9 protein-coding genes are annotated in these 13,682 nt (G+C 63.3%); 6 read left to right on the top strand and 3 right to left on the bottom strand.

Annotation, left to right across the window (positions count from 1 at the left end):
• Nucleotides 1-64: 64 nt before the first annotated feature.
• The 3 genes from QU44_RS05980 to manD all read right to left on the bottom strand — a co-directional run bounded on the left by QU44_RS05980 (nucleotide 65) and on the right by manD (nucleotide 5,929).
• Entirely contained in the window at nucleotides 65-3,229 is a 3,165-nt protein-coding gene (locus tag QU44_RS05980) for a TonB-dependent receptor (protein WP_081987882.1), read from the bottom strand.
• 184 nt (nucleotides 3,230-3,413) lie between these two features.
• Entirely contained in the window at nucleotides 3,414-4,691 is a 1,278-nt protein-coding gene (locus QU44_RS05975) for an MFS transporter (RefSeq protein WP_033920977.1), read from the bottom strand.
• A 26-nt stretch (nucleotides 4,692-4,717) separates the two neighbouring features.
• Entirely contained in the window at nucleotides 4,718-5,929 is a 1,212-nt protein-coding gene (gene manD, locus QU44_RS05970; protein WP_033920878.1) for a D-mannonate dehydratase ManD, read from the bottom strand.
• 152 nt (nucleotides 5,930-6,081) lie between these two features.
• Between manD and QU44_RS05965 the strand changes: the two genes are divergently transcribed.
• The 6 genes from QU44_RS05965 (at nucleotide 6,082) to QU44_RS05940 (ending at nucleotide 13,569) form a co-directional block, all read left to right on the top strand.
• Nucleotides 6,082-8,253: an alpha-glucuronidase family glycosyl hydrolase gene (locus QU44_RS05965; protein ID WP_033920877.1), complete on the top strand. Its 2,172-nt coding sequence runs from the start codon at nucleotides 6,082-6,084 to the stop codon at nucleotides 8,251-8,253.
• 21 nt (nucleotides 8,254-8,274) lie between these two features.
• Nucleotides 8,275-9,849, top strand: coding sequence for an aldehyde dehydrogenase (NADP(+)) (locus QU44_RS05960; RefSeq protein WP_033920875.1), 1,575 nt, complete (start codon nucleotides 8,275-8,277; stop codon nucleotides 9,847-9,849).
• Nucleotides 9,850-10,002: 153 nt separating this feature from the next.
• Entirely contained in the window at nucleotides 10,003-11,145 is a 1,143-nt protein-coding gene (locus QU44_RS05955; protein ID WP_033920873.1) for a fumarylacetoacetate hydrolase family protein, read from the top strand.
• A gap of 57 nt (nucleotides 11,146-11,202) precedes the next feature.
• Nucleotides 11,203-12,003, top strand: a complete 801-nt coding sequence (locus QU44_RS05950; protein ID WP_052134374.1) for an SDR family NAD(P)-dependent oxidoreductase — start codon at nucleotides 11,203-11,205, stop codon at nucleotides 12,001-12,003.
• A complete protein-coding gene (locus tag QU44_RS05945) occupies nucleotides 12,000-12,878 on the top strand; it encodes an SMP-30/gluconolactonase/LRE family protein (protein WP_033920871.1) in 879 nt (292 codons plus the stop codon). Before QU44_RS05950 ends, QU44_RS05945 begins: the two co-directional genes overlap by 4 nt.
• Before the next feature lie 31 nt (nucleotides 12,879-12,909).
• The gene (locus QU44_RS05940; protein ID WP_033920869.1) at nucleotides 12,910-13,569 is read left to right on the top strand and encodes an HPP family protein; all 660 of its coding nucleotides are present in this window, start codon (nucleotides 12,910-12,912) and stop codon (nucleotides 13,567-13,569) included.
• Nucleotides 13,570-13,682: the final 113 nt, after the last annotated feature.

Below are 13,682 nucleotides of genomic sequence, written 5' to 3'. Positions count from 1 at the left end.
AACGGAAAGGGCCGTCCATGACGAACGGCCCTTCCTGCTTTGTACGGTATCGCCGGGAAGACGATCAGAAGCGGTAACGGGCACCCAGCAGGAAGCGGGGCTTCAGTTCCTGCGCGAAGACCAGGTTGGTCTCGGTCCGGCCATAGGTGCGAACCACTTCGCTGGTCAGGTTGATGCCTTCCAGCGTTACCGCGATCGTGTCGTTCAGGTCGTAGCTGATGTTGACGTCGAGGGTGCCAAAGGCGTCGGTGAACAGCGGGTTGCGGTTGCCGCCCTGGTTGGTGGCGGTGAGGTAGCTCGCACGCCAGTTATACGCCACGCGCGCCGAAATGCCGTAGCGGTCATAGATGCCGGTGAGGTTCGCGCTGTCGCCAAGGCCGGTCAGTGCGAAGATGTTCACCGTCGGATCGGCGAACGGATCGACCCGCACATCGCCATTCACCTTGGTATACGACCCGGCAACGCCAAAGCCCGTGTCGCCAAAGAAGTGCGTTACCGCGAATTCAAAGCCGTTGAGCTTGCCCTCGCGGTTGTTGATCGGTGCCGATACCGAAAATTGGAACAACGGATCATTGGCGTCGGCGCGAATATCGACTTCGTTCAATATCCTATCGACAAACGACTGATTGAGACCGCCTCCGGCAAAGTTGGCGGCAAAGATCGCGTCGGCGGCGGCGGTGTTGCCGTTATTCTGGATCAGCAATGCGGTGTAGGTGAACAGGTTTACGTCGCTTAGATCATAGCTTTGGGCGGTCAGGCGACTGGCTGCTGTACCCGACCGGGTGCCGGGCGCGCCCGAGCTGGGATCGCGCAGACCGAACAGATTCTGTTCGGTCACGCCGCTACCGACGAAGTTGCGCACGCGCTTCTCAAAGAAGCCGATCGATATGAAGCTGGCCGGCTTGTAATACCATTCCAGCGACACGTCGAAATTGTCCGACAGCAGCGGCAGCAGCGCCGGGTTTTGGGTGCTGCCCGCAGCGATGCCGCCAAGCAACGTCGGACGGTTCGGCGCACCGGCAGATGCGGTGGCGAACAGATTGCCGTAGTCGGGACGTGCCAGCGTGCGGCTGAATGAGACGCGCGCCTTTACGTTGGTGATCGGCTCGATGCTGAAATCGGCGGCTGGCAGCAAATTGGTATAGCGGCCACGCCCGACAATCTGCGTAGCCACGCCGCTGTCGCGAATGAAGAAGTCGTTATCGGCCACCCAATCGATGAACGGTTCGCCCTGAACGGCTGTGGATTTGACCCGGGTTTCTTCATAGCGGACGCCCATCACCAGATTGGCCGCCCGGCTGGCGACTTCACCATTCCAGGTGAACTGGCCGAATACTGCCCAGGTTTGTTCGGCAACGGTGTCGTCAACCGGGGTGCCCGGTTGCGCCTGGTTGCCGCGCGCCGAATAATATGGCCCCAAGACATTGAGGAGATCGACCGCGCTGCCACGGAACGCGGTCAACGACGAGCCTTGGGCGTTCGGGTTGAACTTGTCGAACTTGCAGGTGAGGCAATAGGTTTCGACCAGGTCGCCGGCGATCTGTTCGATCAGGCCGGTGTCCTCGATGCCCCAATTGCCCAGCGTCTGGGTCGATTGCACCTGGGTCGATCGCATCTCCGAATCGATGTAGTTGGCCCCCACATCGACGCGGCTGCCACCGCCCAGATCCCAGCCGACCATCGCGCGGGCTTCGCTGATACGATGGGTTTGCCGCGACGTAATGGTGCGGCCGATCTGTGATCCAAGATCACCGATATCGAGCACGTTGTTGCAATTGCCCTTGCCGGCGCAATCGTTGATTGTCTGGGACTGCTGTGGGAAGCCATTCGAATAATCGACCGAATGGCCCGCGATGACCGGCGCGCCGATCGCGACCAGCGTTGCCGACGTGCCGTTGGGATTGTCGGGCGACGAGGTCGAGCGCGAATGATGCCCGTCCAACGTCAGCGTGAAATCATCGGCGAACTCCCATTTGGCGTTCAGGCCGACCGAGGCGAGGCGGCTCTTGGTGGCGAATTCCTGTTGCTCGAAGCCCAGATCCTTTGGCCCGCTGGGCAGGAAGTCCTGCAGGAAAATTGCGGTTGCCATGTTCGGATTGTCGTCGAAGGTTACGCGACTGAACGGGCGGTTGAACCAGTTGGTCTGTTCGGAGCGGTTTTCCTTCAGGCGGTTCTGCGCGAACAAGCTGTCGACACTGAATTCAAGCCGGTCGGTCGGGCGGAATTGCAGAACGCCCTGGAAGTTGATCCGTTCGCGATAGTTTTCGGAAAACTGATACCGGCTGTCGTTGGGAATCTGCACGAACGGCGTGGTCGGGCGATTGTCGACCACAGTCCCCGCATTCACATAGGTGCCCGGCCTGAAGAAGGTGCTGGTTGGAACGATGTTCCAGTAATTGGGGTTGGACTGGACCGAAGCTGAATCGCGGAGCTGATAACTGCCGAAGATGGCGGCACCGAAGGTCCGGTCCTCATTGGCATAATTCAACAGTCCAGAAAGTTCGGGCGTGATCCGGCTGCCGGCCCCTTCGTCGATGTCGACTGAAGTGTCATACAGCGCCTTTGCACCGATCGAGCCGTTGACACCCGTTTCGCGGGATTCGAGCGGGCGGCGCGTGACGATGTTGATCGCGGCACCGATGCCGCCCGAGGGGATGGCGGCGCGACCGGTCTTGTAGACCTCCAGCGTCGAGACGCCTTCCGATGCAAGATTCTGGAAGTCGAACGATCGGCCCGTTCCCCGGGCAAAGCCGTTGCCCGCGCTGGTATCGACGTTCGACGCCGGCATCTGCCGACCGTTGATCGTCACCAGGTTGAAACTGCCCGAAAAGCCGCGAACCGCGACTTGTGACCCTTCGCCATTGGCCCGGTTGATCGAGACACCGGTTACCCGTTGCAGCGACTCCGCCAGATTGGTGTCGGGAAACTTGCCGATGTCTTCGGCCGAGATCGCGTCGACGACGCCTGAGGAGTTGCGTTTGATGTCGATCGCACGCTGAAGGCTGGCGCGGACGCCGGTGACGACGATGTCTGCCTGCTGTTCGGCGGCATCCTGCGGATTTTGCGCCATGTCAGCGGCTTGGCTGTCGACGGTGGCGGTCGCGCCGGGCTGGGCGTTTGTCGGGGTATCGGTCGCTTGTGCGCTAGCTGCGCTTGGCAAAGCCAGCCACGTCAGCAACGCGATAGTCGATGTGGTGTGCGCGAGCGCACGCGTGCGTGAAGAACGCATGTAATCCCCTCCCTGCGCGGTCAGTGCCGCTTGCTATATGCCGACTCTTGCCGATCGACTTGATAACGCTACCACCGAGCTTAGTGCTGTCAATTGCTAAAGTACAAGTTACCCCACTAGATCGTAATGATGTTGCGCTAGTGTCACACTGTAGCTGATCTCTTTAGGCCAACAGCAATAAGTATTACGTAAGCCTGTCAGCATCGGCAGGCGTGTAGCGTGGCACGATCAGATGGATGACGAGCAGTGCCAATAAATACGCACACGACGCCACGATGAAGATCGGTTGATAGCTGCCGACTGTCTCCAGTATGTTGCCGGCAAAGCGCGCCATCAACATGCCGCCGACCGCGCCCGAAAGTCCGCCCAACCCCACGACCGAACCCGCCGCCCAGCGCGGCAGCAGATCGCCGGGCAGTGCGTAGAGGTTGGCCGAGAAGCCCTGATGCCCTGCACAGGCCAGCCCGATCAGCAGCACCGCCCACCACATCGACGGTACTTCGGTGGCAAAGGCGATCGGCACTGCGCACAGCGCGCAGGCGAACATCGCGGTCTTGCGGCCGCGATTGATGCTAGCGCCGCGCCCGATCAGCCGCGACGAGAACCAGCCGCCCGCCACCGATCCGACATCGGCAAGCAGATAGATCGCGATCAATGGCGGCCCGAAGGCGAGCATGGTGATGCCATATTGGCGATTGAAGAAATCGGGCAGCCAGAACAGGAACGTCCACCACACAGGATCGATCAGGAACCGCCCCGCCATATACGCCCAGGTCTGGCGCTGGCGCAGCAGCTTGCTCCACGCGACCGCGCGCATCGGCTCGACCGGATCGCTCTCGATGAACGCCAGTTCCTCCGCCGATACCCGTTTATGCTCCTGTGGTTTGCGGTAGAAGCCGAGCCAGGCAACCAGCCAGATCACGGTGAGCAGGCCGGTGAGGATGAACGCCATCCGCCAGCCCATCGTCACCGCGATGATCGGTACGATCAGCGGCGTCAGGATCGCGCCGATGTTGCTGCCGGCGTTGAAGATGCCGATCGCAAAGGCGCGCTCGCGCTTGGGAAACCATTCGTTGGTCGCGGCGATCGCGGCGGGGAAGGTGCCCGCTTCGCCGATCGCCAGCGGAATCCGCGCGAGGATCATGCCGCCGGTCGAGGTGAAAAAGATGTGCGCGACATGGCCGATCGTCCAGATCGCCACCGCCATCGCATAGCCGATCCGCGCGCCGACCTTGTCGATCAGCCGCCCAAAGATGACGTAGGAGATGCCGTAAGCCGCCTGGAACCAGATTGCGAGATCGGCATAGCCGGTTTCGGTCCAGCCATAGCGTCCTTGCAGATCGGGCTTGAGCGTGGGCAGCACCAGTCGATCGACGTAGCTCAACACCACGGCACAGAAGAGCAGCGCGCAGACGATCCAGCGGACGTTACCAGCAGGTTTCGGGCCCGACGGCTTCGGCATCGCGGCGGCGGTTGTGGCGGTCTTGCTCACCAGTCGTGCATCGTGCCGTCTTCGAGCCGGTTCACCGGCAGATAGGCGCGGCTATATTCATAGCCCGCCGCGAGTTCCTCGTCGATGTCGACGCCCAGGCCCGGCGCATCGCCCGGATGCATCGCGCCGTCGGCGAAGCTGTAGGCATGCGGGAAGACCGCATCGGTCTCAGGGGTGTGGCGCATATATTCCTGGATGCCGAAATTGGGCACCGACAGGTCGAAATGCAGCGCGGCGGCCATGCAGACCGGCGACAGATCAGTCGCGCCGTGGCAGCCGGTCTTGATCTGGTAGAGATCGGCGAGTGCGGCGATCCGGCGCAAATGGGTGATGCCGCCGGCATGGACCACGGTGGCGCGGATATAGTCGACCAGCTGGTTCTCGATCAGCGCCTTGCAATCCCAGATCGAATTGAAGATTTCGCCCACCGCCAGCGGGCTGGTGGTGTGCTGGCGGATCAGGCGGAAGGCATCCTGGTTCTCGGCCGGCGTCGCGTCTTCAAGCCAGAAGGGGCGATAGGGTTCGAGATCCTTGCCCAGCCGTCCGGCCTCGATCGGGGTCAGCCGGTGATGGATGTCGTGGAGCAAATGGACGTCCCAGCCCAGCGCCTCGCGCGCAGCTTTGAACAATTCAGGCACAACACGCAGATATTTGCTGGTCGACCAGACATTCTCGCTCGGCAGATCGGCGTCGGCGGGTTCATAGAAATAGCGGTTCTTCGACACGCCATAGGTCGATGCCATGCCGGGCACGCCGCATTGCAGCCGGATCGCCTTATAACCCTGCTGCTGATATTCGAGGGCGGCCTCGATCGTGTCGTCGATCGAGGTGCCGTTGGCGTGGCCATAGACCATCACGCTCTCGCGGCTCGCCCCGCCGAGCAGCTGGTAGACCGGCAGACCCGCGATCTTGCCCTTGATGTCCCATAATGCCGTATCGACCGCGGCGATCGCCGACATCGTCACCGGGCCGCGTCGCCAATAGGCCCCCTTGTACAGATACTGCCAGACATCCTCGATCCGGTGCGCGTCGCGACCGATCAGGCAGGGGATGACATGCTCGGTCAGATAGCTCGCCACCGCCAGTTCGCGACCGTTGAGAGTCGCATCGCCGACGCCGGTGGTGCCGTCGTCGCATTCGATCTTGAGCGTGACGAAGTTGCGACCGGGGCAGGTGATGATCACCCGGGCGGCGGTGATACGCGGCATCCAGTATCCTCTCAATTTTCAGGTCGAATCGATATGATTCGCCCGGATTTAGGTGATTGATTATCGCCTCTTTCTTGATAGCGCTACCATGTTATAGCCCCCACGTGTCAATGCTGGCCACGCACGAGCTGGCGAATCGGAGCGGATAAATTATGCAGCGATCGCTGACGAAATTGGGACTGGCGGCGGCAATGTTGAGCGCCACCGCACCCGCGCAGGCCGAAGACGGCTATGATTTGTGGCTGCGCCACGCGCCGCTTCCCACCGCACAGCGGCTTGCGGTCGATCCTTATGCCGGCTGCGTCGCCGCCGCGCAGCGCGCGACTGAGGCGACGATCGCGATCGCTGCGCGCGAGATCGAAACCGCGATCGATGCGATGACGCAGAAGTCGGCACCGCGCGATTGCAACGCCTCTTTGGCGGCTGCCGCACCGCACAGCTTGATGATCGGCACGCGCGACGACCCTGCGATCGCCGCGCTCGGGCTGCCGTTGGCCCAAGCGGGCGATGAAGGCTTCGTCATCCGCAGCATCGCGCGCGATGGGCGCAAGCTGATCGTCGTCGCCGCCAACCGCCCGGTCGGTGTGTTGTACGGTGCGTTCGCACTGCTGCGCGCGTTGCAGACCGGCAGCCCGATCGACGCGTTCGACGTCGCGCAGCAGCCCAAGGTCGATCTGCGGCTGCTCAACCATTGGGACAATCTCGATCGAACCGTCGAGCGCGGGTTTTCGGGCCAGTCGATCTGGGACTGGTGGAAGCTGCCCGATGTGAAGGACCAGCGCTACACCGATTATGCGCGCGCCAACGCATCGATCGGCATCAACGGCGCGGTGCTCAACAACGTCAACGCCAAGCCCGACAGCTTGACGGCGCCCTGGATTGCCAAGGCCGCCGCAGTCGCCGATGTGCTGCGCCCCTATGGCATCAAGGTCTATCTGTCGGCGCGCTGGTCTACCCCGGTCGAGCTGAAGCAGACCGCGACCGCTGATCCGCTCGATCCGGCGGTGGCGGCGTGGTGGAAGGCCAAGGCCGACGAAATCTATGCCGCGATCCCCGATTTCGGCGGGTTTCTGGTGAAGGCCAATTCGGAAGGCCAGCCGGGGCCGCAGGATTACAAGCGCACCCATGCCGAGGGCGCCAACATGCTCGCCGCGGCGGTCAAGCCGCATGGCGGCATCGTGATGTGGCGCGCCTTCGTCTATTCGGAGGCCGATCCCGACGATCGCGCGAAACAGGCCTATTCGGACTTCAAGCCGCTCGACGGCAAGTTCGCTGACAATGTCATCGTGCAGGTCAAGAACGGCGCGATCGATTTCCAGCCGCGCGAACCCTTCCACCCGATGTTCGGAGCGATGCCAAAGACCCCGCTGATGATCGAGTTCCAAATCACCAAGGAGTATCTCGGCTTCGCGACACATCTCGCCTATCTCGCGCCGATGTATGAGGAGGTGCTCGATGCAGATACCTTCGCCAAGGGCAAGGGATCGACCGTCGCCAAGGTGATCGACGGGTCGCTTGAGGGCCACAAGCTTAACGGCATGGCGGGCGTCGCCAATATCGGCAGCGACCGCAACTGGTCGGGGTCGATCTTCGACCAGGCGAATTGGTATGCCTTCGGCCGGCTCGCCTGGGATCATCAATTGTCGTCGGACGCGATCGCGCGCGAATGGGCGGCGCAGACCTTCACCCCCGATCCCGCCTTCGTCCAGCCGGTCACCGCATTGATGATGGGGTCGCGCGAAACCGTCGTCGATTACATGACCCCGCTGGGGCTCGCGCATGTGATGGCGACGGGGCATCATTATGGTCCGGGGCCGTGGGTGTCCGATCTGGCGCGTCCCGAATGGAACCCGGTCTATTATCACCGCGCCGACAAGGACGGCATCGGCTTCGATCGCACCGCGAGTGGATCGAACGCGGTCGCGCAATATATGCCGCAGGTGGCACGGCTCTTCGCCAGCCGCCGCAGCGTCGACGACAAGGATCTGCTGTGGTTCCACCATGTCGGCTGGGACGAGAAGATGCGCTCGGGGCGGACGCTATGGGCCGAATTGCTGCATCGTTATGATCGCGGCGTTGCCGGGGTGGGGCGGATGCAGGCGCAATGGGCGGCGCTCAAGCCGTTTGTCGATGCGCCGCGTTTCGACGAGGTCACCCGCTTCCTTGCGATCCAGCAGCGCGAGTCCATATGGTGGCGTGATGCCAGCATCGCCTATTTTGCGAACGTCTCGGGGCGAACCTTGCCGCCGACGGTTCAGCCACCAGCACATGACCTCGACCATTGCAAAGCCATCGAGCATCCCTATGCCCCTGGCCATCATTAAGTTTTGAACGGAGAATAATCTATGAAACTCACCGGCGATCTCTTCATCGGTGGCGCACGCCGCCAGTCGACCGAAAGCTTCCGCGCTTATGATCCCTCGAAGGGCATCGAGATCGACGATGCGTCGTTCTTCGGCGCGACCGAGCAGGACGTCGCCGACGCCTGCGCCGCAGCCGAAGCCGCGTTCCTGCCCTATTCGAGCGCGCCGCTGGCCGACCGCGCCGCTTTCCTCGACGCGATCGCCGACGAGATCGAGGCGCTGGGCGACACGCTGGTAGAGCGCGCCTGCCGCGAGAGCGGGCTTCCCGCTGCACGGATCACCGGTGAGCGCGGGCGCACGGCGGGCCAGATGCGGCTGTTCGCCAAGGAAATCCGTGACGGCCAGTGGCAGAAGCTGCGGATCGATCATGCCGACAAGCAGCGCACCCCGCCCAAGCCCGACCTTCGCCTGCGGATGATCCCGCTCGGCCCCGTCGCGGTGTTCGGCGCGTCGAACTTCCCGCTCGCCTTCTCGACCGCAGGGGGCGACACCGCCGCCGCGCTCGCTGCCGGTTGCCCGGTGGTGATGAAGGGGCACAGCGCGCACCCCGGCACCGCCGAGCTGATCGCCACCGCGATCGAGCGTGCGGTGGAAAAGACCGGCATGCCCAAGGGCGTGTTCAGCCTGGTCAACGGCATGTCGCGCAAGGTGGGTCAGGCGCTGGTCGCCGATCCGCGCATCATGGCGGTCGGCTTCACCGGATCGCGTGCCGGCGGCGAGGCGCTGATGAAGATCGCCGCCGAGCGTCCGCGGCCGATCCCGGTCTATGCCGAAATGTCGGCGATCAACCCCGTCGTGCTGATGCCGCATGCGCTGAAGGCACGCGGCCCAGCGCTGGCCGAAGCCTATGTCGCCAGCCTTGGCATGGGCGCGGGTCAGTTCTGCACCAATCCCGGGCTGGTGATGGCGATTGACGGCCCCGAACTCGACGCCTTCATCGCGCGTGCGGGCGAAGTGCTGACCGGACAGGCGGCGCAGGTGATGCTCACCGCGGGGATTTATCAGGCATATGAGGACGGCAAGGCCAAGCTCGAGGGCAGCCCGTTCGTCACCAAGGTCGCCGAGGGTGCCGAGCCTGCCGGGCCGACGCAGGGCCGCGCCGCGCTGTTCAGCGTCGCGGGCAAGGACTTCCTGGCCGATCCGGTGCATCTGCACGAGGTGTTCGGTGCGTCGTCGGTGGTAGTGCGCTGCGCCGATCTCGACGAATTGCTGGGGGTGCTGGGCGAACTGGAGGGCCAGCTCACCGCGACGTTGCAGATCGACGAGGGTGACTATGCCGATGCCAAGCGCGTGCTGCCGGTGCTCGAGCGCACCGTCGGTCGCATCCTGGCCAATGGCTGGCCCACCGGCGTCGAAGTGACGCATGCGATGGTGCATGGCGGCCCGTATCCGGCGACGTCGGATGGCCGTTCGACATCGGTCGGCACGCTGGCGATCGACCGCTTCCTGCGACCGGTAAGCTATCAGGACCTGCCCGAGGTATTGCTGCCGCCGGTGCTTCGCGAAGGCGGGCAGGGCGGGGTCTTGACGCGCCTCAATGGTAGCTGGCAGGTCTGATATAGACCATAGCATTTCCGCGCGTCTGATCGGCGCGCGGAAATACTGGTATTAAAATGGTGTGTACTGGCGCAGTCGGGCGGGTAGCGCTTGTTGCGGACATTGGTGAACGCTGATAGCGCTATCAATATCAGCGGGACTGGGGAGAGGATAATGCTCATCAACTGGAGCAAGCAGGCATTGCCGGTCGACCATGCCGAGGCGGTACTTGCCGGGCGGGTGCAGACACCGGACGGGCCGGTGCCGGTGGTTGTGCGCGATGGCGCGGTGATGTCGGTGTTCGCGCAGGTCGAAACGACTGCGGATTGGTTCGACCTGGACAATCCCGCAGCCATCGAAGGCGAGTATTTGTGCGCGGTCGAGGCGCTGGGCGTCCCCGGTTCGGACGCACGGTTTCAGTTGCTTGCGCCGATCGACCTGCAATGCGTCAAGGCGGCGGGGGTCACCTTTGCCGTGTCGGCGATCGAGCGGGTGATCGAAGAGCGCGCGCGCGGCGATTCGGCGGCAGCCTCGGCAATTCGCGACGAGCTGGAAGAAAAGGTCGGCGGCGGCATCCGCTCGGTCGTGCCCGGCAGCGACGATGCGGTGCGGCTTAAGGCCGCGCTGATCGAGGCGGGCATGTGGTCGCAATATCTCGAAGTAGCGATCGGCCCCGATGCCGAGGTTTTCACCAAGACCGCGGTGCTGTCGTCGATCGGTTGGGGCGGCGAGGTTGGGGTCCGGTCGGATTCGACCTGGAACAACCCCGAACCCGAAGTGGTGCTGGTGGCCGATAGCCGTGGCCGCGCGATTGGCGCGACACTGGGCAACGATGTCAATCTGCGCGATTTCGAAGGGCGTAGCGCGCTGTTGCTGGGCAAGGCGAAGGACAACAACGCCTCCTGCGCGATCGGGCCGTTCATCCGGCTGTTCGACGACCGCTTCACCATGGACGATGTGCGGAATGCCGAGCTGGACCTGACGATCGAGGGACCGGAAGGGTATATGCTGACCGGGCACAGCTCGATGCGCGAAATCAGCCGCGATCCCGAAGATTTGCTGCGCCAGACGATGAGCGAGCATCAATATCCCGATGGTTTCGTGCTGTTCCTGGGCACGTTGTTTGCACCCGTGCAGGACCGGGACGAGCCGGGGCGTGGTTTCACCCACAAGCAGGGCGATCTGGTGTCGATCCGCGCCGACCGGCTGGGAACATTGGTCAACCCAGTCACCACGTCGAAGGCGGCTGCGCCCTGGGCATTCGGTATCCGCGACCTGATGCGAAATCTCGCCGATCGCCGCAGCGCAGCGGCGTGAGCCACACTGGTGCCATTCTCCGGTACCGAAAACGAAAATTTGGATAGCAGAAACATTATGGCCGAAGCCGACCTGGACCTATCGAAACACAAAGCCGGTGAACGCAGCCTGCGCGCGACCTATCCCAGCCTGATGGGCAAGCGCGTGCTGGTTACCGGCGGTGGATCGGGCATCGGCGCGGGGATTGTCGAGGGTTTTGCGGCGCAGGGGGCTGACGTCACCTTTTTCGACATTGCCGAGGCCGATTCCCGCGCGCTGGTCGATTTGCTCGCCCCGGCCAAAGTTCGGTTCGAGGCGGTTGACCTCACCAATATCGCCGCTCTTCGCGCCGCGATTGCGAAGTTGATCGCCGAAGAGGGTGCGTTCGATATTCTGGTGAACAATGCCGCCAATGATGACCGCCATTCGATCGAACAAGTTGACGAAGCCTATTGGGACAATCGCTTTGCGGTCAATCTGAAGCATCTATTCTTCAGCGCGCAGGCAGTGGTGCCGGCGATGCGCGAAAAGGGCGGGGGAGCGATCATCAACCTGGGATCGATTTCCTGGCATTTGGCGCTGTCCGATCTGACCTTGTACCAGACGTGCAAGGCCGCGATCGAAGGGCTGACCCGCAGCCTCGCGCGCGAATTGGGGCCGGACGGCATCCGCGCCACCTGCGTCATTCCCGGCAATGTCCGCACCGAACGGCAGCTGAAATGGTACACGCCCGAGGGCGAAGCAGAGATCGTCGAGGCGCAATGCCTGAAGGGGCGATTGTTGCCGCACGACATCGCCGCGATGGTGATGTTCCTCGCCAGTGACGATGCCGCGTTGGTGACCGGGCATAGCTATTTCGTGGACGCGGGCTGGCGGTGAGCGCCGCCACCTGCGAACCGGGCAGCGTGTGGGCGCTGGGCGCGCCGCTGCTCGAAGGACCGGTCTGGGTCGAGCGCGACAAAGCCTTGTGGTTCGTCGACATCAAGGGGCGGTTCGTTCATCGCTTCGACCCGGCGAGCGGCTACAAGCGAAGCTGGGACGCGCCAGCGCAGATCGGCTTCGTGTTGCCCATGCGCGGCGGCGGCTTCGTCGCGGGATTGCAGACCGGGCTTGCCCGTTTCGATCCTGCCGATGGATCGTTCGCGCCGCTGATCGATCCCGAGCCCGATTTGCCGGGCAATCGCCTGAACGATGCCACGGTCGATCCAGCCGGTCGGCTGTGGTTCGGCACGATGGACGATGCCGAGGCGGCGGCGACCGGGCGTATCTATCGCTACGACGGCAAGGCTTGCGTCGCCGCGACTGCCCCGGTTTCGATCACCAACGGGCCGGCGATCAGCCCCGATGGCCGCACGCTATACCATGTCGATACACTGGGCGGCACGATCCATGCCTGTTCGCTCGCCGCTGACGGCACGCTCACCGATACGCGGCTGTTCGCACAGATCGCGCCCGAGGACGGCTATCCCGATGGCCCGGTATGCGATGCCGAAGGATGCGTCTGGATCGGACTGTATAATTGCTGGGCCGCGCGGCGGTATTCGCCCGCCGGCGAGCTGCTGGAAGCCGTCCGCTTTCCGGTGAGCGCGATCACCAAGCTCGCCTTTGGCGGTCCCGATTTGCGGACGGTGTTCGCGACCACGGCGGCAAAGCACCTCGATGCTGCGGCGCGTGAGCGCGAACCGCAGGCGGGCGATCTGTTCAGCTTCACCGTCGATGTGCCGGGGGTGGCGGGAGTCGAGGCGGCGTTCTAAGCGCCGGTCAGATGATACCGACTGGGCGATCATGAATCTTTTCAAACCGCTGCTGGCGGGTGCCAATTTCACCGATCGGTTGATCGGATGCGTGGGTGCGACGATCGGTATCGCGCTGACGATCATCGTCACCGGCGGGCTGCCGCTGACGACGGCGGATTTCCCGCTGATCGTGGCACCGCTTGGCGCTTCGGCGGTGCTGGTGTTTGCCGTGCCGTCGAGCCCGTTGGCGCAACCTTGGCCGGTCGTCGGCGGGAACGTCATCTCGTCGCTGATCGGAGTTGCCGCCTATAAGCTGATCCCCGAGGCGACGATCGCCGCCGGGGTTGCGGTGGGGGCGGCTATTCTGGTGATGTCGTTGCTGCGCTGTCTGCATCCGCCGGGCGGCGCTGCGGCGCTGACGGCAGTGATCGGCAGCGAAAGCATTCACCTTGCGGGCTATGGATTCGCCTTTGCCCCCGTCGCGATCAATTCGATCGCGTTGGTGGCGGTGGGATTGCTGTTTCACCGAGCCACCGCGCGCAGCTATCCACATGTTCCAGCGCCTGTGCCGGTATCACGTTTGCAGCATGCCGATATTGCGGCTGCGCTCGGCGACATGGACGAGAGCTTCGACATCGCGCGCGAGGATCTTGAGGCACTGCTGTCGCATGCTGAGCGCCACGCGGCGAGGCGCGAGGGCAAGCGCTAGTCCGCTACTCCGTCATTCCCGCGAAGGCGGGAATGACGGAGATGAGGGTGCCCTAGTGGTCCGATTCTGACATTTGCTACCTCCTTCGGCTTAGTCAGGAGCAAATGTCAGAA

Source organism: Sphingomonas sp. 37zxx (genome assembly GCF_000786205.1).
In the GTDB taxonomy this organism is placed as follows: Bacteria; Pseudomonadota; Alphaproteobacteria; order Sphingomonadales; family Sphingomonadaceae; genus Sphingomonas.
This window is presented reverse-complemented; position numbering and strand designations above follow the sequence as displayed.

Bases quoted from the DNA above. Each gene is read 5' to 3' on its own strand.
- QU44_RS05955 (WP_033920873.1), top strand. From the start codon at position 10,003: ATGCTCATCAACTGGAGCAAGCAGGCATTGCCGGTCGACCATGCCGAG.
- QU44_RS05975 (WP_033920977.1), bottom strand. From the start codon at position 4,691: ATGCCGAAGCCGTCGGGCCCGAAACCTGCTGGTAACGTCCGCTGGATC.
- manD (WP_033920878.1), bottom strand. From the start codon at position 5,929: ATGCCGCGTATCACCGCCGCCCGGGTGATCATCACCTGCCCCGGTCGC.
- QU44_RS05950 (WP_052134374.1), top strand. From the start codon at position 11,203: ATGGCCGAAGCCGACCTGGACCTATCGAAACACAAAGCCGGTGAACGC.
- QU44_RS05965 (WP_033920877.1), top strand. From the start codon at position 6,082: ATGCAGCGATCGCTGACGAAATTGGGACTGGCGGCGGCAATGTTGAGC.
- QU44_RS05940 (WP_033920869.1), top strand. From the start codon at position 12,910: ATGAATCTTTTCAAACCGCTGCTGGCGGGTGCCAATTTCACCGATCGG.
- QU44_RS05960 (WP_033920875.1), top strand. From the start codon at position 8,275: ATGAAACTCACCGGCGATCTCTTCATCGGTGGCGCACGCCGCCAGTCG.
- QU44_RS05980 (WP_081987882.1), bottom strand. From the start codon at position 3,229: ATGCGTTCTTCACGCACGCGTGCGCTCGCGCACACCACATCGACTATC.